The following is a 23,894-nucleotide window of genomic DNA, read 5'->3' as shown; positions in this document are numbered from 1 at the left end:
CACTTGCTTGCCGCGCGATCGCTTTTCAGCTAAGGGCTGCCTGTTTTTTAGGCAAAGCTGGTGATGCGCACTTTATCTCCCATTTCCGTTGGTCCGGTGACGATCGACATGCCGGTGATCCTGGCGCCAATGACTGGCGTCACGGACATGCCGTTCCGTACTCTGGTCCGCCGCTATGGGTCAGGATTGAACGTGACGGAGATGATCGCGACCGCAGCGATGATCCGCGAGACCCGGCAGTCGTTGCAGAAAGCGGCATGGCACCCGGTGGAAGAGCCGGTTTCGATGCAGCTTGCGGGCTGTTCGCCGCAGGAGATGGGTGAAGCGGCGAAGCTGAACGCCGATCGTGGTGCGGCCATCATCGATATCAATATGGGCTGCCCGGTCAAGAAAGTGGTCAATGGTGACGCGGGCAGCGCGCTCATGCGTGATCTTCCCTTGGCCGCCGCGCTTATCGAAGCGACGGTGAAGGCGGTCGATGTGCCCGTGACCGTAAAGATGCGCATGGGATGGGACCATTCCAGCCTGAACGCGCCGGAACTTGCGAGGATTGCCGAGGATCTCGGCGCGAAACTGATCACGGTCCATGGGCGCACTCGCTGTCAGATGTACAAGGGTAGTGCCGATTGGGCATTCGTGCGCAGCGTGAAGGAAGCCGTGTCGCTTCCAGTGATCGTGAATGGCGACATTTGCTCGATCGAGGACGCGGAGACTGCGCTGGAGCAAAGTGGGGCGGATGGCGTCATGATCGGCCGGGGTGCTTATGGCAGGCCTTGGCTTATTGGGCAGGTGATGCATTGGTTCCGGACGGGGACGCGGCTTGCCGATCCGTCCCTGGAAGAGCAATATCGCCTGATTACAGAACATTATCGGGCGATGCTGGATCATTATGATGGCTTGACCGGCGTCAACATGGCCCGCAAGCACATCGGTTGGTACACCAAAGGCCTCACCGGATCGGCGGAGTTTCGCAACGCCGTCAATCAGGAGCCCGACGGCGACGTCGTTCTGGATATGCTCGCGCGCTTCTACGAGCCGCTGATTGCACAGGATGAGGCGGTCGAGACGCGCAAGGCTGCATGACGATGCCGTTGACGACCGTCCCGCCGCCTAGAATGCAGCAGGACGGGCCATCGCTTCCGGAACTGATGACGGCGCTGCCGGTCGCTACGCTGGTCATTGCTCCGGACAACAGCATCTCGGACGCCAACGTGCGGGCGGAAACATTGCTCAACATGGCGCGATCGGCGATCGTGGGCAGCGACGTCACGCGCACGATCCGCATGGCGGAGATGGGCGGGCGTTTCGACATCTGGCATAGCAACAAGCCAATCGCCGTCTATGACGTCAAGGTTCACGCGGGACGGACGGCCGAGATGGAGGTCGATCTGATGATCGCCCCCGTGATCGACCATGAAGGGTGGCGGGTGGTTTCCATTCACGCCCAAAGTCACGCGCGCAAGATCGGTCATCGCGGCACTGCGGGCGGCGCTCGATCAGCCATGGGCGCAGCGGCGATCCTGGCCCACGAGATCAAGAACCCGCTCTCCGGCATACGGGGCGCGGCGCAGCTGCTGGAGTCCGGCAACGGCGGGCGTGATACCGTGTTGACGCAGTTGATCTGCAATGAGGTGGACCGGATAGCTGCCTTGATCGACCGGATGCAGGATTTCACGACCGATCGCAGGCTGGAATGCCGCCCCGGCAACATCTACCCGATGATCGACCAAGCGGCCAACATTGCAGTGGCCGGTTTTGCAAGAAATATCAGGATTATAAAACGTTACGATCCGTCTCTGCCATTTGCAGTGATCAATGACGATGCGCTTGTGCAGGTCATGATCAACCTCCTCAAAAATGCGGCAGAAGCGCTGGAGAATGTCGAGGAGCCCAGCATCCGCGTTGAAACCGCATTCCGTCACGGAGTCTCCGTCGTTCTCGGCGACGGGAAGGGGAGCGCGGTTCTGCCCATAGAGATATTGGTCATTGATAACGGGCCGGGCGTGCCGGAGCATATTTTGGATCACCTCTTCAACCCCTTCATAACGGGGAAGCGGGACGGGCAGGGCCTCGGCCTCGCACTTGTGGACAAGCTGGTCCGGGACATGAACGGCTTCGTCCAATATTCACGCGATCCGGAAGCAGGCGAGTCGACCTTCCGCATCCTTCTTCCGATGGGGATGGCCGCGTGACGAGCACCGGGTCCATCCTGGTCGTCGATGATGATCCGGCCATCTGCGTGGTGGTGGGAGAAGCGTTGCGACGGCAGGGGCATAAGGTGAAGACGGCGTCTTCCATCCGGGAGCGGAGCGCCTTGATCGACAGTTTCGCGCCCGATGTGCTCATCACTGACGTCATGCTGCCGGATGGCGACGGATTGGAGGGCGTTGCGGATATATTGGACCGCAAGCCGGGCCTGAGCGTCATCATATTGTCGGCGCAGAACACGTTGAACACCGCGATCAGGGCGACGGAGAAGGGCGCCTTCGAATATCTTCCCAAGCCGTTCGACCTCAACGAACTGTCGCGCGCGGTTGGTGATGCGCTTGGCATGAACAAGGCCGAGGAAGGCAAGCAAGAGGATGCGGGCCTGCCGCATGACGGTTTGCCGCTCGTCGGCCGGTCTCCCGCCATGCAGGAGGTTTACCGGACGATCGCGCGCGTATTGTCCAACGACCTTAGCATCCTGGTGCTGGGGGAATCCGGGACAGGCAAGGAACTTGTGGCCGAAGCGATCCATGGCCTGGGCCAGCGCCGCACGAAACCGTTCGTCGCGATCAACATGGCCGCCATCCCACGTGAGCTGATCGAGGCCGAGTTGTTCGGCTATGAAAAGGGAGCGTTCACGGGCGCAAATGTCCGGACTGCGGGGAAGTTCGAGCAAGCGCAAGGGGGCACGCTCTTCCTCGATGAGATCGGTGACATGCCGATGGAGGCTCAGACTCGCCTGCTGCGGGTATTGCAGTCGGGCGAAGTGACGACGGTCGGCGGCTCCAAGCCTGTACGCGTGAATGTGCGCATCATCGCGGCGACCAACAAGGACCTCCCTAAGCTGATCGAGGAAAACCGCTTCCGGCAGGACCTCTATTATCGGTTGAACGTAGTCCCGATATCCCTCCCAGCTCTGCGGGAAAGGCGGGAGGACGTGATCCTGCTCGCGAAGCATTTCCTGGAACGGGCCGCGCAGGAAGGGCTGCCGCGCAAGACGCTGGCGGACGATGCGGCGCAATTGTTGATGGCGTATCACTGGCCAGGCAATGTGCGCGAACTGCAGAACCTGATGCAGAGGCTGGCGGTATTGAGCCGCGAGAATGTGATCGCGGCGGAGGTGCTGCGTAACAGCCTGCCGCTCGACCTTGTGCCTTCAGACTATACTGCGCCTGCCGACCAGTTGGGGCTGGCGGTGCGCGAATGGGCGAAACGGCAATTGGGCATCGGTATCGGCCAGCCTAACCGCAACCTGCACGACGACATGCTGGCTGTGGTCGAACCGATCCTGCTGCAGGAAACATTGGCAAGCGTGGACGGCAATCAGATCCGGGCGGCCGGGCTGCTGGGGATCAATCGTAACACGCTCCGGAAGAAATTGACGGACTATGGCCTTGACCCCCTTCAACTCCGCGTCTCGGACTAAGGCGAGACAAAGCGACAGAAGTGTTCGGCCAAGGGACATGCACGCCGAATTACTGTGTTTGAACCGGCACGGCATTGTTGTAAGAAAGCAACTATGGAAGGTGCAGTGACTCTCTCCACGCGGGGCCGGGCATGGAAGAGATATTTTCCACCCTTCCTTCGACGTCATCTTGCTCCGTTGGTCGAAGCTATCACGCTGCTGCTCTTCCTCGGCACCGCCAGCCTGACGTACATCCTGCTGTCGGGGCAGGGGCAGTCCTACACCTTGCTTACCCCGCCGATCGTCGCATTGCTGCTCGTTGGAAATCTGGTCCCGGCCATTGCGCTGCTCGTGCTGCTTGGACGCCGGGTGGCTAAGCGCCGCGCGGCTCAATCGGCCATAGGCAGCGACGGACAGCTGCACGTCAGGCTAGTGGCCATCTTCTCCATCGTCGCCAGCGTTCCCATGCTGCTGGTGGTGATTTTCGCGTCGCTGCTTTTCCAATATGGCGTGCAATTCTGGTTTTCGGACAGCGCGCGCGGGATGCTGCAAAATGCGAGTGATCTGGCGCGTGGCTATTATGAGCAGAATCTTCGTGAGGTCGGGGACGAAACCGTAACCATGGCCAGCGACCTGCGCGACTACCTGGCCCAATCGAAGGTATCGAGCCCCAGATTTGCCGAGGGTTACATTTATCAGGTCGTGACCCGGAAGCTCAACAGATCGGCGATCATCGAGGTTGGCAAGGATGGCGTTGCGCGCACTGCCGCGACAGTCGATCCGGATAGTCGGCCTGCTTCAGAAATGCTCTCATCCAATGCTGTCAAGCGATTGGAAGCGGGAGAGAATGTGGTTGTCGCCGCCAAGCCCAATCAGATCGAGGCGGTTACGCTGCTGTATCCGGGAGCGAAAATCTATCTCTATGCGACGCGCGATTCCGGTTCGACGGCGTTCAGCAATGTCGAACGCGCGCAAAAGGTCTTGTCCGACTATGACATTTTCGCGGCCCAATCGCGCGCTCTCCAACTGCGTTTCAACGTAGCGCTGTTCGTCGGTTCGCTGCTGTTGGTTGGGATCGCGGTCTATATCGCTCTGGCGGTTGCGGACTGGATGGTCCGGCCGGTGAACGAATTGGTGACTGCGGCACGCCGGGTTACGGCGGGCGACCTGTCGGCTCGCGTGACCAGCCCGCAATCCCGCGATGAAATCGGGACCCTGGCATCTGCCTTCAACCGGATGACGCAGCGTCTCGAAGCGCAAACCGGCGCGCTTGTCGCCGCCAACAGCCAATTGGATGAGCGCCGCGCATTTATCGAGGCTATCCTGTCCGGCGTATCCGCTGGTGTGCTTTCCGTCGATCATGAGGGCATCATCCTGCTTCTCAACAGCTCTGCTGCTGCCATCCTCGTGAAGGATGGTGATGATCCTGTCGGACAGCCATTAAGTGCTGTTTCGCCGGAACTCGCCGCGCTCATCGCTTCGGAGGAGGGGGCGGGTATCGTCCAGACGCGCGCGCATGGCGAGGTGCGGACTTTGGCGGTCAAGGTCTCGCAAGACGCCTCGCGCCATATCCTGACCTTTGACGACATTACGCAGCAGCTATCCGATCAACGGCGCGCCGCTTGGTCGGACGTGGCGAGGCGGATCGCTCATGAGATCAAGAACCCGCTCACGCCCATCCAGTTGGCCGCCGAGCGGCTGCAGCGGCGCTATGCCGAAGAGGTGACGAGCGATAAGGCGACCTTTACGCGGCTCACGGGCACGATCGTCAGGCAAGTGGGCGACTTGCGGCGCATCGTCGATGAATTTTCGTCCTTCGCGCGGATGCCGAAGCCGGTTTTCCGCCGGGAGGCTGTGGCGGATATCGCCCGTCACGCACTGTTCCTGCACGAAGTGGCGCATCCCGACATTAAATTTGAATTTCATGGCGAGCCGCACGATATGGACCTTGTCTGCGACCGGCGGCAGCTGGGGCAGGCGCTGACCAACATCGTCAAGAATGCCGTTGAGGCGATCGAGCCAAAGCCTGAACCGACCGGCGGCGACGTGCGTGGCCATGTGCGCATGACGGTGAGGCAGGACGAGGGCAATTTGCTGATCGAAGTGAGGGATGACGGGATCGGGCTTCCGCCGGAGCGGGAGAGGGTGCTTGAGCCTTACATGACCACCCGGACAAAGGGGACCGGCCTGGGGCTCGCGATCGTCAAGAAGATTGTCGAAGAACATATGGGCGAAATCCGCCTGGACGATGCGGAAGGGGGAGGCACGAACGTGACCCTGCGCTTCCCCATCGCCGCTCTTGAGAAATTGGAAGAAGGGCAAGTCGTTGCCATGCCCAAGGGAAAAGTGACAGCCAATGGCGCTTGATATTCTGGTAGTCGATGATGAAGAGGACATCCGCGACTTGGTTGCGGGTGTGCTTGAGGATGAAGGCTTCACCACTCGCACGGCAGCCAACAGCGACAGCGCGATAGAAGCGCTGGACGCCCGGCGGCCTTCGCTTGTGCTGCTGGACGTGTGGCTTCAGGGGTCAACGCTCGACGGTCTCGAACTGCTGGACGAGATCAAGCGGCGCGATGCCACCATCCCGGTGCTCATGATTTCCGGCCATGGAAATATCGATACTGCCGTTGCGGCGATCCGGAAGGGCGCGGCGGACTTTATCGAAAAGCCGTTCGAAGCCGATCGACTTCTTCATCTGGTATCGCGAGCGACGGAAACTGAACGGTTGCGCCGCGAAAATCAGGTCCTGCGCGCGCGCTTCGGGCAGGATGATGAGCTGACCGGGACATCGGCCGCCATTAATGCTGTGCGGGCAACGATCAAGAGGGTCGCCGGAACCGGCAGCCGGGTGCTGATTTCCGGGCCCGCGGGCGTGGGCAAGGAAGTCGCGGCGCGGATGCTTCACAGCTGGAGCGGCAGGGCCGACGCGCCTTTCATCATCGTCGCGGCGGCGCGGATGGACCCCGACAGGGTCGAAGAAGAGCTGTTCGGCGTCGAGGACCCGAGCGGCCTTGTGCGCCCCGGTTATCTTGAGCAGGCGCATGGCGGTACGCTCTACCTCGACGAGATCGCCGACATGCCGCTCACGACGCAGGGCAAGATATTGCGGGTGCTGACGGACCAGAGCTTCACACGCGTTGGCGGGCAGCGTCAGGTGAAGGTCGATGTTCGCGTGATTTCTTCGACCGCGCGCGATTTGGCAGCGGAGATCGAGGAGCGGCGGTTCCGGGAAGACCTGTTCTATCGCCTTAACGTTGTGCCGCTCGTAATACCGCCTTTATCCGAGCGCCGGGATGATATTCCGCCGCTAGTGGACCACTATCTCGCGCGCTTTGCGGCCGAGAGGCGTGTCCCTTCGCCCGAGATCGCCAGTGACGCCATGGCCGCCCTTCAAGCAAATGAATGGCCCGGCAACGTCCGCCAGCTGCGCAACGTCATCGAACGTACGATCATCCTCGCGCCGGGCGAACGGATCGGCCGCATCGAACTGGACATGTTGCCGAGCGAACTGACAAGCAATGGCGCGAGCGAGGGCATGGGGCAATCCGCCATCATGGGCGCTCCGCTGCGGGAAGCACGGGAAAGTTTCGAACGTGAGTATTTGCGCATCCAGATTCGGCGCTTTTCAGGCAACATATCACGCACCGCGACGTTCATCGGCATGGAGCGGTCGGCATTGCACCGCAAGTTGAAGCTGCTCGGCATTACCGACGGAAAAGACAATTGAAGCAAGAGGATGAGTGCTGGCTCATCTGGGGCATGGACGGCCCTTCGCAATTGCGGTAGCGTCCGGGTTGCTCCCGATGCGCGGGGGCGGGCAAGACACCCTGCCCAGGGGTGCACGAGCGGGTAACGTCCCGCCAATAAGGCGAAGACCATGGCAGAAAAACTCAATAATCTTCAGGATATCTTCCTGAACAACCTGCGCAAGAGCAAAACCCCCGTGACCATGTTCCTGGTCAAGGGCGTGAAGCTGCAAGGGATCATCACCTGGTTCGATAACTTCTCGGTGCTGTTGCGCCGCGATGGGCAGTCCCAGCTTGTCTACAAGCATGCCATCTCGACGGTCATGCCCGCACAGTCCATGGACCTCACCGACCTTCGCAAGGCAAGCGATGGCAACTCCAAGCCGAAGCTGCTTCAGGAAATTTTCCTGAGCGCCGTGCGCAAGTCTGGCAGCCCGGTCACGATGTTCCTGGTAAACGGCGTGATGCTTCAGGGCGAGATCGCCGCGTTCGACCTGTTCTGCATGCTGCTGGAACGCGACGGCATGGTTCAGCTGGTCTACAAGCACGCCATTTCCACCGTTCAGCCCCTCCACGCCCTCGACCTGAGCGGCGAAGGCGAGAGCGACGATTGATCAATCTATGTTCGTACGGCCCAGCTTCGCATGAAGCGGGCCGACGCTTGATGCGTTAAGCGCTCATGGCGGTCTTCAACCGAGATACGGCCGATGAGGTGTCGCGCGGCGCGCGGGCCGTCGTCGTGCGTGCCGAAACGCATGGGATGGAGCGGCGCGACAGCGACGCACGGCTTGAGGAAGCGAGAGGGCTTGCCCTAGCAATCGGTATCGACGTGCGCGCGGCCCAGACATTTCGTGTTCGCGATCGAAAGCCCGCGACGCTGTTCGGCAGTGGGCAGGTCGATCAGATCGCGACCTTGGCGCTGGCAGAAGAGGCCGAGCTGGTCATCGTCGATAATGCACTGAGCCCGGTGCAGCAGAGCAATCTGGAGAAGGCGATAGAAGCCAAGGTGATTGATCGTACCGGCCTGATCCTCGAAATCTTCGGTGAGCGCGCGGCCACGAACGAGGGGCGGCTGCAAGTCGAACTGGCGCACCTCGACTACCAGGCGGGGCGGCTGGTGCGAAGCTGGACTCACCTTGAACGCCAGCGGGGTGGTTTCGGCTTCCTTGGCGGCCCGGGTGAAACGCAGATCGAAGCCGACCGGCGGATGATCCGCGATCGGATGGCAAAGATCCGGCGGGAACTTGATCAGGTGACGCGGACGCGGAGCCTTCACCGGGCTCGTCGTCAACGCGCGCCTTGGCCGGTCATTGCGCTTGTCGGCTACACCAATGCAGGCAAGTCCACGCTGTTCAACCGCATGACTGGCGCAGATGTCATGGCGGAGGACCTGCTGTTCGCAACGCTTGACCCCACGATGCGCCAGATCGCCTTGCCGGGCCTGGACAAAGCAATCCTGTCGGACACCGTGGGCTTTGTTTCGGACCTTCCGACGCAGCTGATCGCGGCATTCCGCGCGACGCTGGAAGAAGTCCTGTCCGCTGACTTGATCATACATGTTCGCGACATTGCGCATCCTGACAGCGAGGCTCAGCGCGATGATGTTCTGGATGTGCTGAGCGAGCTTGGGGTGGCGGGCGAGGGCGCGGTTGAAGGCGAAGGAGGGGAGGACGCCCCGCCGATCATCGAAGCCTGGAACAAGCTTGATTTATTGGATGACGACTCAGCCGCTCAACTGCGGGAGATCGCAGGCAGGCGCGATGATGTCGTGATCCTCTCCGCGCTGACAGGGGTAGGGGTGGATGATCTGCAGCGGCGCATCAGTGGCCAGATGACTGCCGGAGCGGAGATCCATCAACTTCGAGTGCCTGTGGCCGATGGCGCTGCTATCGCCTGGCTGCATGAGCATGGTGAGGTGATCGGAAGCGAGACAGCTGACAGCGATGTCGTCGTGACAGTGCGATTGTCCGAGTCCGCCTTGGCCCGCTTCATGAAACGCTCAACTGCTTGATGCCACAGGTTGTTGGTTGGCCAATTCCCGCTTGGCTTGCTGCCACAGGGCTTCCTTCTCTTCCAGCTTGAGGGTCTGGAAGCGGTCACCCGCCGCGTTTTCCATGCTGCGGAACCGGGTTTCGAACTTAGCATTGGCATCTCGCAAGGCCACTTCTGCATCGACCTTCAGATGCCGTGCGAGGTTGACGACAGCGAACAGCAGGTCGCCGACCTCCTCGTGATGCTCCTGCGAAGATCGGGCGTCATGGACTTCCTGCAATTCTTCTTCAATCTTCGCTATGACGCCTTGTGTGTCTGGCCAATCGAAACCGGTGCGGGCGGCGCGCTTTTGCAGCTTTTCAGCGCGGAGGAGTGCGGGAAGGGCTTTTGCGACGCCAGCCAGAGCGCTGCCGTCCGGTTCCTTGGTGGCGCGTTCTGCAGCCTTGATGGCTTCCCATTGAGCATGGCCGTGCTGGCGATCGGAGCCTTCGTCGAAAATGTGCGGATGGCGGCGGATCATCTTCTCGGTGACGCCGTCGATGACATCCTGAAGCGCGAAATGGCCCGCTTGTTCGGCCATTCGGCTGTGGAAGACCACTTGTAGCAGAAGGTCGCCGAGTTCATCGCAAAGCGCGGGCATGTCGTTGCGTTCGATTGCATCCGCGACCTCATAGGCTTCCTCGATAGTGTAGGGAGCGATGCTGGCGAAATCTTGCTGGATATCCCAGGGGCAGCCCGTTTCGGGGTCGCGGAGTTTCGCCATTATGGCCGCGAGCGGCGTGATGTCGGCGGGGCTCGCTTTGCTGTTGGATGACATGATTGTCCTGAATTCGAGAAGGAAATAGTGAGAAGATAGAGATTTGAGGGGGACGTGGCTATCCCGCTCCGATTGTATGATAATATATATTATGTTAAATACGATCAAGGAGGCCAGTCTGTTTGTTGCGCTGTTTGGTTCTCATGCTGTTTGGTTTTCGGTGTTTCGCCACACTGTTTGCTTCATTGCCTGCTGAACCCTTGAACATCGCGATCAGGGATAGTCATGGAGAGCAACGGATGATCGCATGTGGATCATCGGCGCGGTTTGAAATGTTTGCGGCTCTCATTTCTAGTGTTTTCCCTGCGGCATGCCAGCGGCCTATCCGCATCGATCAGTCTTCCAGGATGCGGCTGTTTCGCTTGGTGTCGGGCATTCTGATGTAGATGATGAGGGATATGGCGATCATCACGCTGACATAAATGTAGAATGCCTGTTCGATGCCGATCTGCTTGAAATAGAGCGCGACGAATTCGGCCGTGCCGCCGAACAAGGTGTTCGCCAAGGCATATGGCAAAGCCACGCCGAGCGCGCGGATATGCGCGGGGAAAAGCTCTGCCTTCACGACTGCGTTGATCGACGTATAGCCCGTGACGATGATCAGACCCGCCATGACCAGCAAGCCAGCGACAAGCGGATCACGCGTCACGGCGAGCGTGGCGAATATCGGATAGGTGAAGATCAGCCCGAGAACGCCGAAGCCAATCATCAGCGGTTTGCGCCCGATGTGGTCCGAGAGCGTCCCTGCGGCGGGTTGCAGCAACATGAAAAAGAACAGCGTTATCCCATTGATCTGGGACGCTGTTTCACGGCTGAGACCGGACGTGTTCACCAGGAATTTCTGCATGTAGATCGAATAGGCATAGAAGGCGATCGTACCGCCCGCCGTGAGCAACATGACGGTCAATGTTTCGCGCGGATGCTTCGTGAAAAGCTCGACAAAGCCCGACCGCGGTGCGCCTTCCGCCTTGGCGGCGTGGAAGCTTTGCGTTTCGCTTAGGCCTCTGCGTAGCCAGAAGACGATCACGGCCAGCGCGCCGCCGAGAAGAAAAGGTATTCGCCATCCCCAGGCGTCAAGCTGCTGAGGGTTCAGCACGGCTTGCAGGATGAGCAGGACGCATATTGCCGTCAACTGTCCGGCAATGAGCGTAACATATTGGAAGCTTGAGAAAAAGCCACGCCGGTTCCGCCCAGCCATTTCCGACAAATAGGTCGCGCTGGCGCCATATTCACCGCCGACGGACAGGCCCTGCATCAAGCGCGCAAGGACAAGCAAAAGCGGCGCCCCTACCCCAATCACTTCATAGCCGGGCGTCACCGCGATGAGCAGCGAGCCTGCGCACATGAGCGCGACGGACAGGGTGAGGCCGCTCTTGCGCCCGTGCCGGTCGGCATACACCCCCATCAGCCACGCGCCGACCGGACGCATGACAAAGCCGACAGCGAAGATACCGGCAGCACTCAACAACTGGGCGGTGCGGTCTTCATTCGGGAAGAAATGTGGCGCGAAATAGAGGGTAAAGGCCGCATAGGCGTACCAATCATACCATTCCACCAGGTTTCCTAAGGAGCCGCCGACGATCGCCTTCAACCTTTCGCGTTGGGTAGGCGCACGCAGCGCAAGCGTTGACGTCATGGCTTCAACACCATCTCGCCATTTTCGACGCCCCAGCTTTTGAGGCGCGACAGCATGTTCATGCCGATCACGTTCACTTCGCCAAAGGCGGGTGAGATGACGATCGGCAGATCGCTCGACCGGATCGGGCCGATGGCCAGCGTGGACACGGACGAGCGTTTCGCATCGATCTTGCCATTGGCGGTCATCATCGAGACACCGGGCGCGTTGAGATCGAAATTGAGGCCCGCAGCGCGCGCGGAAGAGACGGAGAGTGCGGTGATGCTCGCCCCGCTGTCTATGAGAAAGCGCGTCGGGGTGCCGTTGACGGTGCCCTCAACCCAGAAATGGCCGTCAGGCGCGATCGGGATGCGCAGGGCCTGACCTTCGGCTGTGGCCGGCGGCGGGATGGGCGGCGCGTCCTGCGAGGGCAAAGCTGCTCCCTCCCCGTTCATCCTTGCGGAGAAGAGGCCGACCTTTTCGCCGAGTTTGAACAAACCCAGCAAAGCCGCGAAGATTGCGACCCAGACGAGTGCCAGGCGCAGCATGCCACCCATCGGCATGCGGCGCGCCAACAGAGCAGAGCCAACGAGGACGAGCGCAAGCACATACCAGATGCTGGATGCTGCCTGATCCCCCGTCATGCCGGTCAGTCCCCTTCCCCATATAGTTCGACGCTCATGCCGTCATAGCCCGGCTCCACGCCATCGGGCAGGCTGCGGCAAAGGCTCGCATAGTCCATGCTCTGGTCCATATGCGTCAGGATAGCATGGCGCGGGCGGACGGCGGAGATGCCGTCCAGCGTCAAGGCAAGATGCGGATGCGTTGGGTGCGGTTGTTCGCGCAGGGCGTCGACCACCCATATGTCCAGATCATCGAACAGGCTGATCATGTCAGCAGTTAATGCATGAAAATCAGTGGAATAGCCGATTGATCTCCCGCCAGATGTGAAGCGGAAACCGGTAGAGAAAATTTCGCCATGCGGTTGGTCGGTACAGGCGATATCGATGTCCCCTATGCGCAGCCCATCGGGCAGCACATGCGGCTCTATAGTGGGCTGATAGCCTTGCCGCCCTTCGAAGGCATAGGCGAACCGCTCGTTGAGCAGCTTGAGCGTCTGGCGCCGCGCGTAGCCGGGCACAGCTGTCCGCCTGTGGTGATAAAGCTGGCGCACGTCATCGATGCCATGGCAGTGATCGGCATGGTCGTGGGTCCAGAGAATGGCGTCGATATAGACGACATCGGCGGCCAGCAACTGGGCACGCATGTCAGGCGAGGTGTCGACAAGAATACGCGTGGTAGCGCTTTCCACCAGGATCGATGCGCGGGTCCGGCGATTCTTCGGCTCGGCAGGATCGCAGTTTCCCCAGTCATTGCCGATCCGGGGAACGCCCGATGAGGTGCCACAGCCCAGGATGGTGAGCTTGAGGCTCATGCGCTTGGCGCTGCTCCGGATTTGCTGAACCCGGTCTTGCGGAACAAGGTGCGGAAGTTTGCCGAGGTCGCTGAGGCGAGTTCCTCCACGCTTTGGCCGCGCAGATTGGCCAGGAAGCGGGCGGTGTCGGCCACGAATGCCGGTTCGCAGGGCTTGCCCCGATGCGGCACCGGCGCGAGAAACGGAGAGTCTGTTTCGACGAGCAGCCGGTCGAGCGGCAGCCGCGCAGCGGTTTCCTGAAGATCCTTGGCGCTCTTGAACGTCACGATGCCGGATATGCTGATGTAGAAGCCCAGATCCAACGCTGCATCGGCGAAGGCTCCGCTGGCCGTGAAGCAATGGATTACGCCGGGATAGGTCCCCTGCCCCATTTCTTCGCGCAGAATCGCGAGTGTATCTTCCTCTGCATCGCGGGTGTGGACGATGAGCGGAAGGCCGGTAGCGCGCGAGGCGGCGATATGGGCGCGGAAGCTGCCTTGCTGCCGGGCGCGGTCGCTGTGATCATAACAATAGTCGAGGCCAGTCTCGCCAATGCCCACCACCAGGGGATGGGCGGCGCGTTCGATGAGTTTGGCCGTGTCGATATGGGGATGCTCGTCGGCCTCATGCGGATGGATGCCGACCGTCGCATAGACGTCAGGCTGTTGTTCGGCCGTAGCGAGTACCGCGTCCCATTCGCTTTCGCGCGTCGCGATGTTGAGCATGAGGTCGATGCCAGCGGCGCGCGCGCGTTCGAGCACATTCTGCTGATCTTCGATCAAGCCTTTGTAATTCAAGTGACAATGGCTATCGATCAGCATGGGATCAGGCGTCCGCTTCGGTAAGTTCAAGCCGCGGGAAGAGCGGCTTGGGTGCGCCGAGAGTGAAGCCGCTGGCGCGCAGATCGGCGTAGGCGCTGCTGGCGATCGCGCCATAGGTCCGGTTTGCTTGCGGCACGCCCATCTGGTCGAGCAGCGCCGTGGCGCTGGCGGGGATCACCGGCTGGATGATGATGGCGAGGTTGGTGATGGCTTCGTAGAGCGTGGCCAACACCGCTTCCATCCGGGCGGGATCGGTCTTGCGCAAGGCCCATGGCGCCTGGGCGTCGATATAGGCGTTGCAGGCGAAAACGGCGCGCATCCAGGCTTCGATCGCTGTCGAGGGCGCGAGATCCGCCATGGCAGTCTGGAAGGTCCGGGCGGCGTCGCTGATCGTTTTCAGCAGGTCGCTGTCCACATCCTGGGGCGCAGGCTCTGGCAAGCGGCCTTCCAGGTTCTTGGCGATGAAGCTCAAGGTGCGTTGCGCGAGATTGCCGAAACTGTTGGCAAGATCACTGTTTGAACGGGCGACAATGGCCTCCGCGCTGTAGCTGCCGTCATTGCCAAAGGTGACTTCGGACAGCAGGAAATAGCGGAGCTGATCCACGCCGAAGCGCTCGGCCAATTCCATGGGGTCGGCGACGTTGCCGACCGACTTCGACATTTTTTCACCTCGGTTGAGGAGGAAGCCGTGGCCGAAGATCTGCTTGGGCAAGGGAAGCTTCGCACTCATCAGGAAAGCTGGCCAGTAAACAGCATGAAAACGCACGATATCCTTGCCAATGATGTGCGTAATGTCCCCGCCTTCCGACCAGTAGCGCGCCATGCGTTCGGCATCGTCCGGATAGCCGCAGCCGGTGAGATAATTGGTGAGCGCGTCTACCCAGACATACATGACATGAGGCGTACCCGCTTCGGCGCTGCCCGGCACCTTGACGCCCCAGTCGAAGCTGGTGCGCGAGACGCTGAGGTCGGAGAGGCCGCCCTCCACGAAGCGCATGATCTCGTTACGGCGGCTGTCGGGCTGAATGAAGCCGGGTTGGCTGTTGTAGAGGTCGAGCAGCCTTTGCTGATAGGCGGAGAGGCGGAAGAACCAGCTTTCCTCGACCGTCCATTCGACCGGCGTGCCTTGTGGAGAGAGCTTTTCGCCCCCTTCCCCTTCGATCAGTTCCTTTTCGTCGTAAAAGGCTTCGTCCCGGACGGAATACCATCCTTCATAGCGGCCAAGGTAAAGGTCGCCATTGGCTTCCATCGCTTGCCAGATCGCTTGCGATGCGCGGTGGTGATCGGGTTCGCTGGTGCGGATGAAACGATCATAGCTGATGTTCAGACTGTCGTTCATATCCTTGAAGTAGCCCGACATTTCATCGGCCAGCGCGCGGGGTTCGATGCCGCGGGCGCGGGCGGCCTGATCCATCTTCAGGCCATGTTCGTCCGTGCCGGTTTGAAAGAAGACATCGCGGCCCATCATCCGCTGGAACCGGGCAATCGCGTCGGTCGCGATCACCTCATAGGCGTGGCCGATGTGCGGGCGGCCGTTGGGATAGCTGATGGCGGTGGTGATCGTGTAAGGCTGCGACATGCGCCTTCCCTAGCGAGTGTTAAGGCGCGCGCAAAGCCCGCTTTTCAGCGCTGGCCCGGCGCGAGGGCGGCGACATGGCCGGCGAGTTCGAAAGCGACGGATGCGGGATCGAGGGAGAGGATGATCGCGCCGCTGGCGAGTTGGCGGGCGGCTTCCCACCGGTCGAGCGCCGTGCCAAGCGCGGGGCCGCTGCGCTGGCGGGCGGCATCGGCGATGAAGGCGGGGACGCGCTCCAGAAAGGCTTCATAGCGGGCGCGCGACGCCTTGCCGGAGAGCAGCTTTGCGAGGAGGAGGCGATTCCGGTTGCCGGGGTCGCCATCCGCTGCGATCGCGTGGAGCAAGCGGTCTAGGTCGGTCACATCGAGGCCTGCATAGCGCAGGGCTCGGCCGGGCGCGCCGTCCCCCAAGGTGGCGAGCGCCTCTATCTCTGCGGGCGCCAGATCGGGCTGTTCGCGGCGCAGAATGGTGCGCATGGCTTCGTCGTCCAGCGGGTCGAAGCGCAGGGTGCGGCAGCGCGAGCGTATGGTGGGCAGCAGGCGGCCGGGCGCGTGGCTGACAAGGAAGAAGAGCATGTCCGCAGGCGGCTCCTCCAGCGTCTTGAGCAAGGCGTTGGCGGCGCCGCGCTCCAGGTCGTCGGCGCTGTCGATGACGACGATGCGGCGGGGGGAGAGCGAAGGCGCGGACTGGACGAGGCGCTGGAGCCCGCGCACCTGATCGACCGAGATGTTGCGGGCGGTGCCGGTTTCTTTCTCCAGGCAGTAGAGTTCGGCATAATCGGGATGGGCGTCCGCCTCGACCAGCTTGCGGATCGGGTGTTCGGCGGCGACGGTGAGCCCCTCGCCATCGGGGGCGGGACCGGCGGCTTCTGCGAGGAGGCGAAGAGCCAGTGCGCGGGCGAAGCTTGCCTTGCCGATGCCGCGCGGACCGGCGAAGATCCAGCCATGATGCATCCGGCCGCTGCGCGCGGCGGCGATCAGCATGCCGGCTTGGCTGTCATGGCCAAGGATGGTGGTCATGGCAGCAGATCCTGCAGCGCCGCGACGAGGCGCGCGGTGACGGCTTCGGGCTTTCCTGACGCGTCGATGGCGCGGATGCGGGCGGGCTCCTGATCGGCGAAGCGGGCGAAGGCGGCTGCGACATCGGCGTGGAAGGCGGCGTCGCGGCCGCCTATGCGGTCCGCCGCGTCACCGTCCCGAACCCACGCGCGTTGCTGCGCCTCGCCTTCGGGAAGCGTGAGGAAGAAGGTGCGGTCGGGAAGGAAATTGGCGCTGCCGATGCGGTGCAGGGTCAATATGTCGGCGTCGGTAAGCTCGCCCATGCCCTGATAGGCGCGGCTGCTGTCGAGGAAGCGGTCGGACAGCACCCATGCGCCCCGGTCGAGCGCGGGAAGGATCGTCTTTTCGATATGGTCGGCGCGCGCTGCGGCGAAGAGGAGCGCTTCGGCGCGCGGGCTCCAGCGGTCGGCGGCGCCGGTGAGCAGCAGGGCGCGGATGGCTTCCGCGCCCTCGCTGCCGCCGGGTTCGCGGGTTTCGACGATTTCCAGCCCCTTGGCGCGCAAAGCGGCAGCAAGAGCGCGGAGTTGCGTCGATTTACCGGCGCCCTCCCCGCCCTCCAAAGTAATGAAGCGGCCGTGTGTCACCCGAAGAAGGACTTCAGGCCGTTCCAGAGGCGGCCGAAGACGCCTGCTTCGGACACTTCCTCACCAGCGACCAGCGGCAGGACCTGAGGCGGGGTGTCGGGGGTGGAGACGATCAGCTCGGCTACCTTCTGCCCCTTGGCGATCGGCGCCTTGATCGGACCGGTATAGGCGACCTTGACCGAAATGTTGCCGGACGCGGTGCGGGGCAGCGTCACCGCCATATCCCGAGGCGCGACGAGCGGCACGCTGGTGGCGCTGCCAAGCTGGACCTCGGCGGTTTCGACAGTCTGGCCCTTCTTGAAGAGCGGCTGCGCCTTCCATGCCTTGAAGCCCCAATCCATGAAGCGGACGGATTCAGCGACACGACCGTTGAAGCTCGTCAGCCCGGCAACCACCATGACGAGGCGGCGGCCGTCCTGTTCGGCCGAACCGGTAAAGCCATAGCCCGCTTCCTGCGTATGGCCGGTCTTGAGGCCGTCGGCACCGGCGATCTTCCCCAGGATCGGGTTGCGGTTCGACTGTGCGATGTCGGAACCGCCCATCGTCTTGCCCCAGGTGAAGGAGCGCGTCGCGTAGAAGCGCTTGTAAAGGTCCGGCGTCTCCTCGATCGTCGCTTCGGCGAGGAGAGCCAGGTCTTCTGCCGTCACATAGGTGACGCCTTCGTCGGGCCAGCCATTGCTGGTGCCGAAATGGCTGTTCTTGAGCCCAAGCCGCTTGGCTTCGTCGTTCATCAGGGCGACGAAGGCCTGCTCCGTCCCGGCGATCCCCTCCGCCAGCACGACGCAAGCGTCATTGCCCGAAAGGGTGACGATGCCGTGCAGCAGATTTTCCACCGACACCTGTTCGCCCGCCGACAGGAACATGGTCGAACCAGCAGCCGGGCCATGCCACTGTTTCCAGGTTTCGGGGCGAACGGTGAATTTCGTGTCGAGCTTCAGGTCGCCTTTCTGGATCAGGCGGAAGGCGACGTGCGCTGTCATCATCTTCGCCATGGAGGCAGGCGGGATGCGTGTCTCGCCGCCCTTGTCATACAGCACTGCGCCCGACGACAGGTCCTTCATATAAGCGATAGGCGCCTCGCTGGTATAAGGAGGCGCCGCAGCCGTGAGAGGCTGGGCCAGCAATCCGACGAAGAGGATGGCGGCAAGTGACTTGTTCATGAGGACTGCCTTCGCACTGATGGATTCGGGTGATGAGAATGCCCCGCCCCCTGTCATTAGCCATGACGGATACATTCTCAAGAGGTGTGACGCGGCGCGGCCTTTGAACGCGGCCCTATTGCCTGACCGCGTCGGCGAGGAGCCCGACCGAGAGCGCGTAGAAGTTGGAGCAATTATAATCGAGGATGGCGCGGTAATTGCTCGTCAGCAGATAGGCAGTCTTGCCGGGGCCATCGGGCTCCAGCAGCGTGGCTAACGTCGTGTCGGCAAGCCGGCTGCTGCCCGTTGGAACGATGCCCCGGCTGCGCCATTCGGCCATGCTGAGCCAACGGCTGTGGCGGTTGAACACGCGGGGGCAGCGGGCCGGGGAAAGTCGGGCCGTAACGCTGGCGCGGTTGAAATTCGCGGGTACGGACACGGCAACGCCCCATGGCTGCCCGCGCCGCCAACCGGCGTTCACGAAATAATTGGCGATCGAAGCGAGCGCGTCCGCTTCGCTGTTCCAGATGTCGACACGGCCATCGCCGTCGCCATCCTTGCCCAGGCGCAGATAGACGCTGGGTAGGAATTGCGGATAACCCGTCGCCCCTGCCCAGCTGCCGACCAGGCGGCTGCGCGGCACGCCATTATCGAGCATCTTGAGCGTCGCCAGCAGCTCCGGTTCGAACAGGCTGCGGCGGCGTCCTTCATAGGACAGGGTCGCAAGTGAGCGGATCAGGTCGAAGTCACCCGTATAGGAGCCATAGTTGGTTTCATGCCCATAGATGGCGACCATGATTTCCTCAGGCACACCGGTTTCCGCTTCGATCCGGGCAAGGCGGGCGCGGTTCGCCTGATAGGCCGTACGGCCACGGCTGATCCGCGCGGCGTCCACATGCTGGCGCCTGTAGGGTTCGAAATTGGGAATGGGCGAATAGGCCCCGCCCCCCGGCTGGTTCTGGTCCAGTTGAATGACGCGGGGATTGGGGGTGAGCGACGGAAACACGGAATCCAGCGTCGAAGAGCGGATGCCCATGGCGCGCGCCTTTGGCCGCAGCGCTTCGAGATAGCTGCGAAAGCCCGCGTCCTGAGCCATGTCCTGCGTCATACCAGGACCCGCCATCAGACTGCCCACCGTGACCACGGCAAGACGCAGCAGAAGCGAGTGAATGGTTGAACGCATTAGAGAATCTCCCTCATCCCTTTGTGGCACAGCGAGGGCGGAAGGCGAAATCCCCCTTGTCGCTGCGATCGTGACAACAACGCACTGAAAGCTGATTTGGTCATTTTACGCTTGGCATGGCGCAAAGCTTCGCTAGGAAGCGGGTTCCAGGCATGGACGGCCGCGCGACGCAAGGCAGGAACCGGAATGCCCGGAACGGAAGGGTGGCAGAGTGGTCGATTGCAGCGGTCTTGAAAACCGCCGATGCGCAAGCATCCGTGGGTTCGAATCCCACCCCTTCCGCCAGTTTTGCAGATGATCGCAGCTACGCCTCGCCTTAACCCGCGTTAGAGAGTATCGTGAACTGGCATGCTATCATGCCTCTTCACGATCTGGAGGTTGCGATGTCTGGGCAAACGGATGCACCCTATCTTTTCCGGCGAGCGCGGGAAGAAGCGGACAAGGTAAACAGCGCCTTGGCCCGGCACGCCCCGGCCGAAGAGATCGCGGCGCATCGGGAATTGGCGCTGCGGTACAAGGTGAGAGCACTCGCGGCTTCCTGTCCCGATCAGGTGCTGCACGATGCCATGGAAAATTTCGACATGCCTGGCGACCCGGCTGCGGAAAAGCCAGCGCATTAAGTCGCGCGCAGAGACGAAGCGGTCAGTGAAGAAATAAAAGCGCCCCCGGGCAAGGGAATGCCGGGGGCGCGACTTGTATGCTGTCGGGCATCCAAATCGCCGCGCGTGTAACAGAGATTGTTGACGGCCGCAATCCATGGAAGGCGCTTCGCCCGCCGTGTCGTAACGTCAACCCGGCGTCCTGCTTATCCACCCGCTTAATCCATGGGTGGGACAAAAAGGCTAGTTGATTTCCATAGCCCTGCCATCACATGGACGCTGCGAAGGAAGGCCAGATTGGGCAAGGGAAAACAGGACATGGTTCAACCGTCAAACAACTGGCCGAAGCGATCGCCGATCGAAACGGGGGCGCTGGGCCGGTGCCCGCGATGCGGCGAAGGGCATATATTCCGCGGGTTCCTGACGATCCGCGATCATTGCGAGGTGTGCGGGCTGAATTATTCCTTTGCCGATCCGGCAGACGGGCCTGCCGTGTTCGTGCAGTTGTTCGCCTGCGTCCCCGGCGTGATCTTCATCGTCATGCTGGAAATCCTGGCGCGCCCGCCCCTGTGGGTGCATATCGCGGTGGGGATACCGGTCCTGATATTGACAACCGTGCTGCCGCTGCGTCCGATCAAAGGCTGGCTGGTGGCTGCGCAGTATGTGACAAAGGCGCAGGAGGCCGGGACGGGGGATCTTTGGGCCAAGCTGCATGGTGATGGTCGGGACGAGCGGCGGGACTGACCGCCGCGTCTTTTCGAACTATTGGCATGCTCCCTCATCGTTCGATGAGGGGCAGGCGCGATCTCTCAGCACTGCACATGGCCGCCCGTCATGCCAGCGTGCGTTGGCAGGACGGTCAATTACTTACGCGAGCGCGCCGTGACAGTGCTTGTACTTCTGGCCAGAGCCGCAGGGGCATGGCGCATTGCGGCTGATGTTTAGATTGTCGAACTCGCCCGGGGCAGCGTTGCCGACCGGCGGGCGCGGCAGCGTCGTGGTGATGCCGCCAAGCTGCCCGGCGTCGATGTCCCCGCTATTATCTTCGCCTGAGAAGGGGTCGATATGCGTGGTGATGAAGTCCGGGAGCACCGGCAGGTCGAAATCGGGCAAGGGCGCGATATCGCCGCCGTCCATGCGGAACTGAACGCGCGCGATGGAGCCGGTGACATCCTCGCGGATGTTCCCGAGCATGCGTTCGAACAGGGCGAAAGCTTCCTGCTTATATTCGTTGATCGGCGTCTTCTGCGCATAGGCACGCAAGTGAACGACCTGGCGGAGAGCATCCAGGGTCGACAGATGCTCCTTCCAATGATGGTCCAGGCTTTGCAGCAGGATCGATTTTTCGATCATGTGCCAGTTTTCAGGATCGATGCTCGCGACCTTTTCGGCCACGGCTTCATCGGCGAGCGCTGTGAGGCGCTCCTCGATCATTTCCGGATCGACAGCGTCCTCAGTCAACCAGGCATCGAAGTCCGGCTCCAGTCCGAGGATCTCGGCAGTGCGAAGCTTCAGCCGCTCAATGTCCCACTGTTCCGGATAAGTGCCCGGCGGGCAGGAGGCACCGACAAGATCGTTGACGGTCTCATGCCGCATGTCGGTGACGACATCGTCAACCGTATCGGCGTCCATGATGTCGCTGCGCTGTTCGTAGATGACCTTGCGCTGGTCATTCATGACGTCGTCATATTCGACGACCTGCTTGCGGATGTCGTAGTTGCGCGCCTCGACCTTCCTCTGCGCGGTCTCGATCGCCTTGCTGAGCCATTTGGACGGGGGCAGCGCTTCGCCATCCTCAAGGTTCGAGCGGATCATCTTGGCGAACATCGTGTCCGGGCCGAAGATGCGCATCAGGTCATCGTCAAGGCTGAGGTAGAAGCGAGACAGGCCGGGATCGCCCTGACGCCCCGAGCGGCCGCGCAGCTGATTGTCGATGCGGCGGCTTTCGTGCCGTTCGGTGCCGAGTACGAAAAGGCCGCCGGCGGCGAGCACTTCCTGCTTTTCGGCTTCGATCTCCGCGTCGATCCGCGCGATCGCGGCATCGCGTTCCGGGCCTTCGGGCATGTCGCGCAGTTCGTCTTCGACGCGAAATTCCAGGTTGCCGCCCAATTTGATGTCGGTGCCGCGGCCAGCCATGTTGGTGGCGATGGTGACGGCGCCCTTTCGCCCCGCCTGCGCCACGATATGGGCCTCGCTCTCATGGAAGCGGGCGTTGAGGACGGCGTGCTTCACCCCTTCCTGGTTAAGGAATTCGGACAGCATTTCCGACTTTTCGATCGACACGGTGCCGACGAGGACCGGCTGGCCCTTTTCGGCATGGATCTTGATCGTCTTGGCGATGCCGCGGAACTTGTCTTCCAGATTCTTGTAGAAGCTGTCTTCTTCATCGACACGCTGCACCGGCCGGTTGGTCGGGATGGTGACGACGTTCATCTTGTAGATTTCGTAGAATTCGGTCGCTTCGGTAGCAGCCGTTCCGGTCATGCCGCCGAGCTTCGGGTACATGCGGAAATAATTCTGGAAGGTGATGGAGGCCAGCGTCTGGTTTTCCGGCTCGATCTGGACGCCTTCCTTCGCTTCCACCGCCTGGTGCAGGCCATCGGACCAACGACGGCCGTCCATCATGCGGCCAGTGAACTCGTCGATGATGATGACCTTGCCGTCTTTCACGATGTAATCGATGTCGCGGCGGAACATCATGTTCGCGCGCAATGCCTGATTGACGTGATGGACGACGGCGGTGTTCTCAAAATCGTAGAGGTTCGCGCCTTCGAGCAGGCCCGCCTCTTCCAGCAGCCGCTCGATCTTTTCCGTCCCGTCTTCGGTCAGGGTGACGGAGCGCTGCTTCTCGTCCTTTTCATAATCGGCATCATCGAGTTGCTTCACGATGGCGTCGACCGAGACATAAAGCTCCGACTTGTCGTCGGTCGGACCGGAGATGATCAACGGCGTGCGCGCTTCGTCGATGAGGATCGAGTCCACTTCGTCGACGATGGCGAAGTTGAAAGGCCGCTGCACCATCGACGCGCGGTCATATTTCATATTGTCGCGCAGATAGTCGAAGCCGAGTTCGTTGTTCGTCGCGTAGGTGATGTCGGCGTTGTAGGCCACTCGCCTCTGATCCTCGCTGAGGTTCGGCACGATCACGCCGGTGGTGAGGCCAAGGAAGCGGTAGACCTGGCCCATCCACTCGCAGTCGCGGCTGGCGAGATAGTCGTTCACGGTGACGACATGGACGCCCTTCCCCTCCAGCGCGTTGAGATAGGTGGCAAGCGTCGCGACCAGCGTCTTGCCCTCACCGGTACGCATTTCGGCGATTTCGCCGCGATGGAGGACGATGCCGCCGACCATCTGCACATCGTAATGACGCTGACCAAGGGTGCGCTTGGCCGCTTCGCGCACGGTGGCGAAGGCTTCGGGCAGCAGGTCGTCCAGTGTTTCGCCCTGCGCAAGCCGCTCACGGAAGCGCGCGGTCTGGGCAGTCAGTACCTCATCGCTCATCGCCGAAATGGCAGGTTCAAAAGAAGCGATGCGTTCGACGATCCTGCCCAGCGACTTTACGTAACGTTCGTTGGACGATCCGAAGATGGACTTGGCGAGTGCGCCGAACATGCAAGTTCCTGACAAAAGGGGAGCGCGCACCCTGTTAAGGCAACGCACACGGATATGCGCGGCGATTTAGGGTTTGGCCGTGGGATAGTCAATTGATGAGCGCGTCACGGAGATCTCGTCGA

General features: G+C 61.5%; 19 protein-coding genes, 1 tRNA gene and 1 pseudogene. 10 read left to right on the top strand and 11 right to left on the bottom strand.

Going from position 1 to position 23,894, the window contains the following annotated elements; all coding sequences use genetic code 11:
• Positions 1–63: 63 nt before the first annotated feature.
• The 7 genes and pseudogenes from dusB (at position 64) to hflX (ending at position 9,373) form a co-directional block, all read left to right on the top strand.
• Positions 64–1,083, top strand: coding sequence for a tRNA dihydrouridine synthase DusB (gene dusB / locus SPHS8_RS03250; RefSeq protein ID WP_201514850.1), 1,020 nt, complete (start codon positions 64–66; stop codon positions 1,081–1,083).
• Positions 1,080–2,192 carry a two-component system sensor histidine kinase NtrB gene (locus tag SPHS8_RS03245; protein ID WP_201513993.1) on the top strand — a complete coding sequence of 371 codons (1,113 nt, stop codon included), beginning with the start codon at positions 1,080–1,082 and terminating at the stop codon, positions 2,190–2,192. Before dusB ends, SPHS8_RS03245 begins: the two co-directional genes overlap by 4 nt.
• On the top strand, positions 2,189–3,634 hold the full coding sequence (gene ntrC, locus SPHS8_RS03240) for a nitrogen regulation protein NR(I) (RefSeq protein WP_097091563.1): 1,446 nt from the start codon (positions 2,189–2,191) through the stop codon (positions 3,632–3,634). The genes SPHS8_RS03245 and ntrC overlap by 4 nt, the downstream gene beginning before the upstream one ends.
• A 93-nt stretch (positions 3,635–3,727) precedes the next feature.
• A complete protein-coding gene (locus tag SPHS8_RS03235; protein ID WP_201513991.1) occupies positions 3,728–5,980 on the top strand; it encodes a sensor histidine kinase in 2,253 nt (750 codons plus the stop codon).
• Positions 5,970–7,343, top strand: a complete 1,374-nt coding sequence (gene ntrX, locus SPHS8_RS03230; RefSeq protein WP_097091561.1) for a nitrogen assimilation response regulator NtrX — start codon at positions 5,970–5,972, stop codon at positions 7,341–7,343. Before SPHS8_RS03235 ends, ntrX begins: the two co-directional genes overlap by 11 nt.
• A 144-nt stretch (positions 7,344–7,487) precedes the next feature.
• Positions 7,488–7,976, top strand: a pseudogene (gene hfq, locus SPHS8_RS03225) (RNA chaperone Hfq); the annotation flags it as partial.
• A gap of 65 nt (positions 7,977–8,041) precedes the next feature.
• Positions 8,042–9,373, top strand: a complete 1,332-nt coding sequence (gene hflX, locus SPHS8_RS03220) for a GTPase HflX (RefSeq protein WP_201513989.1) — start codon at positions 8,042–8,044, stop codon at positions 9,371–9,373.
• On the opposite strand, the gene mazG is transcribed toward hflX, so the two are convergent.
• The 10 genes from mazG to SPHS8_RS03170 form a co-directional block, all read right to left on the bottom strand.
• Positions 9,362–10,171, bottom strand: a complete 810-nt coding sequence (gene mazG, locus SPHS8_RS03215) for a nucleoside triphosphate pyrophosphohydrolase (RefSeq protein ID WP_201513986.1) — start codon at positions 10,169–10,171, stop codon at positions 9,362–9,364. The two genes, hflX and mazG, sit on opposite strands and share 12 nt — an antisense overlap.
• Before the next feature lie 334 nt (positions 10,172–10,505).
• Positions 10,506–11,807, bottom strand: a complete 1,302-nt coding sequence (locus tag SPHS8_RS03210; RefSeq protein ID WP_201513982.1) for an MFS transporter — start codon at positions 11,805–11,807, stop codon at positions 10,506–10,508.
• Positions 11,804–12,430, bottom strand: coding sequence for a retropepsin-like aspartic protease family protein (locus tag SPHS8_RS03205; protein ID WP_201513979.1), 627 nt, complete (start codon positions 12,428–12,430; stop codon positions 11,804–11,806). The genes SPHS8_RS03210 and SPHS8_RS03205 overlap by 4 nt, the downstream gene beginning before the upstream one ends.
• A 5-nt stretch (positions 12,431–12,435) precedes the next feature.
• Entirely contained in the window at positions 12,436–13,221 is a 786-nt protein-coding gene (locus SPHS8_RS03200; protein ID WP_201513976.1) for an MBL fold metallo-hydrolase, read from the bottom strand.
• The gene (locus SPHS8_RS03195; RefSeq protein WP_201513973.1) at positions 13,218–14,021 is read right to left on the bottom strand and encodes a TatD family hydrolase; all 804 of its coding nucleotides are present in this window, start codon (positions 14,019–14,021) and stop codon (positions 13,218–13,220) included. The genes SPHS8_RS03200 and SPHS8_RS03195 overlap by 4 nt, the downstream gene beginning before the upstream one ends.
• A 4-nt stretch (positions 14,022–14,025) precedes the next feature.
• The gene (metG, locus tag SPHS8_RS03190; RefSeq protein WP_201513971.1) at positions 14,026–15,600 is read right to left on the bottom strand and encodes a methionine--tRNA ligase; all 1,575 of its coding nucleotides are present in this window, start codon (positions 15,598–15,600) and stop codon (positions 14,026–14,028) included.
• Between the two features lie 44 nt (positions 15,601–15,644).
• A complete protein-coding gene (locus tag SPHS8_RS03185; protein WP_201513969.1) occupies positions 15,645–16,616 on the bottom strand; it encodes an AAA family ATPase in 972 nt (323 codons plus the stop codon).
• Positions 16,613–17,239 carry a dTMP kinase gene (tmk, locus tag SPHS8_RS03180; RefSeq protein WP_201513967.1) on the bottom strand — a complete coding sequence of 209 codons (627 nt, stop codon included), beginning with the start codon at positions 17,237–17,239 and terminating at the stop codon, positions 16,613–16,615. The genes SPHS8_RS03185 and tmk overlap by 4 nt, the downstream gene beginning before the upstream one ends.
• Complete coding sequence (locus SPHS8_RS03175) at positions 17,236–18,399, bottom strand: D-alanyl-D-alanine carboxypeptidase family protein (protein ID WP_097091550.1); 1,164 nt, start codon at positions 18,397–18,399, stop codon at positions 17,236–17,238. The genes tmk and SPHS8_RS03175 overlap by 4 nt, the downstream gene beginning before the upstream one ends.
• 115 nt (positions 18,400–18,514) lie before the next feature.
• Entirely contained in the window at positions 18,515–19,561 is a 1,047-nt protein-coding gene (locus SPHS8_RS03170; protein WP_201513965.1) for a lytic murein transglycosylase, read from the bottom strand.
• A gap of 197 nt (positions 19,562–19,758) precedes the next feature.
• Here SPHS8_RS03170 and SPHS8_RS03165 point away from each other — a divergent pair.
• The 3 genes from SPHS8_RS03165 to SPHS8_RS03155 all read left to right on the top strand — a co-directional run bounded on the left by SPHS8_RS03165 (position 19,759) and on the right by SPHS8_RS03155 (position 20,904).
• Positions 19,759–19,846 (top strand) — tRNA-Ser (locus SPHS8_RS03165).
• Positions 19,847–19,944: 98 nt separating this feature from the next.
• Positions 19,945–20,181: a hypothetical protein gene (locus tag SPHS8_RS03160; RefSeq protein ID WP_097092773.1), complete on the top strand. Its 237-nt coding sequence runs from the start codon at positions 19,945–19,947 to the stop codon at positions 20,179–20,181.
• Between the two features lie 297 nt (positions 20,182–20,478).
• Positions 20,479–20,904 carry a DUF983 domain-containing protein gene (locus tag SPHS8_RS03155; protein ID WP_097092772.1) on the top strand — a complete coding sequence of 142 codons (426 nt, stop codon included), beginning with the start codon at positions 20,479–20,481 and terminating at the stop codon, positions 20,902–20,904.
• A gap of 123 nt (positions 20,905–21,027) precedes the next feature.
• Here SPHS8_RS03155 and secA read toward each other — a convergent pair whose 3' ends face one another.
• Positions 21,028–23,772, bottom strand: a complete 2,745-nt coding sequence (secA, locus tag SPHS8_RS03150; RefSeq protein WP_201513963.1) for a preprotein translocase subunit SecA — start codon at positions 23,770–23,772, stop codon at positions 21,028–21,030.
• Positions 23,773–23,894: the final 122 nt, after the last annotated feature.

Source organism: Sphingobium sp. S6, assembly GCF_905120495.1.
Classification (GTDB): domain Bacteria; phylum Pseudomonadota; class Alphaproteobacteria; order Sphingomonadales; family Sphingomonadaceae; genus Sphingobium; species Sphingobium agri.
The sequence above is the reverse complement of the archived record's forward strand: the minus strand, read 5'-3'. Positions and strand labels throughout refer to the sequence as shown.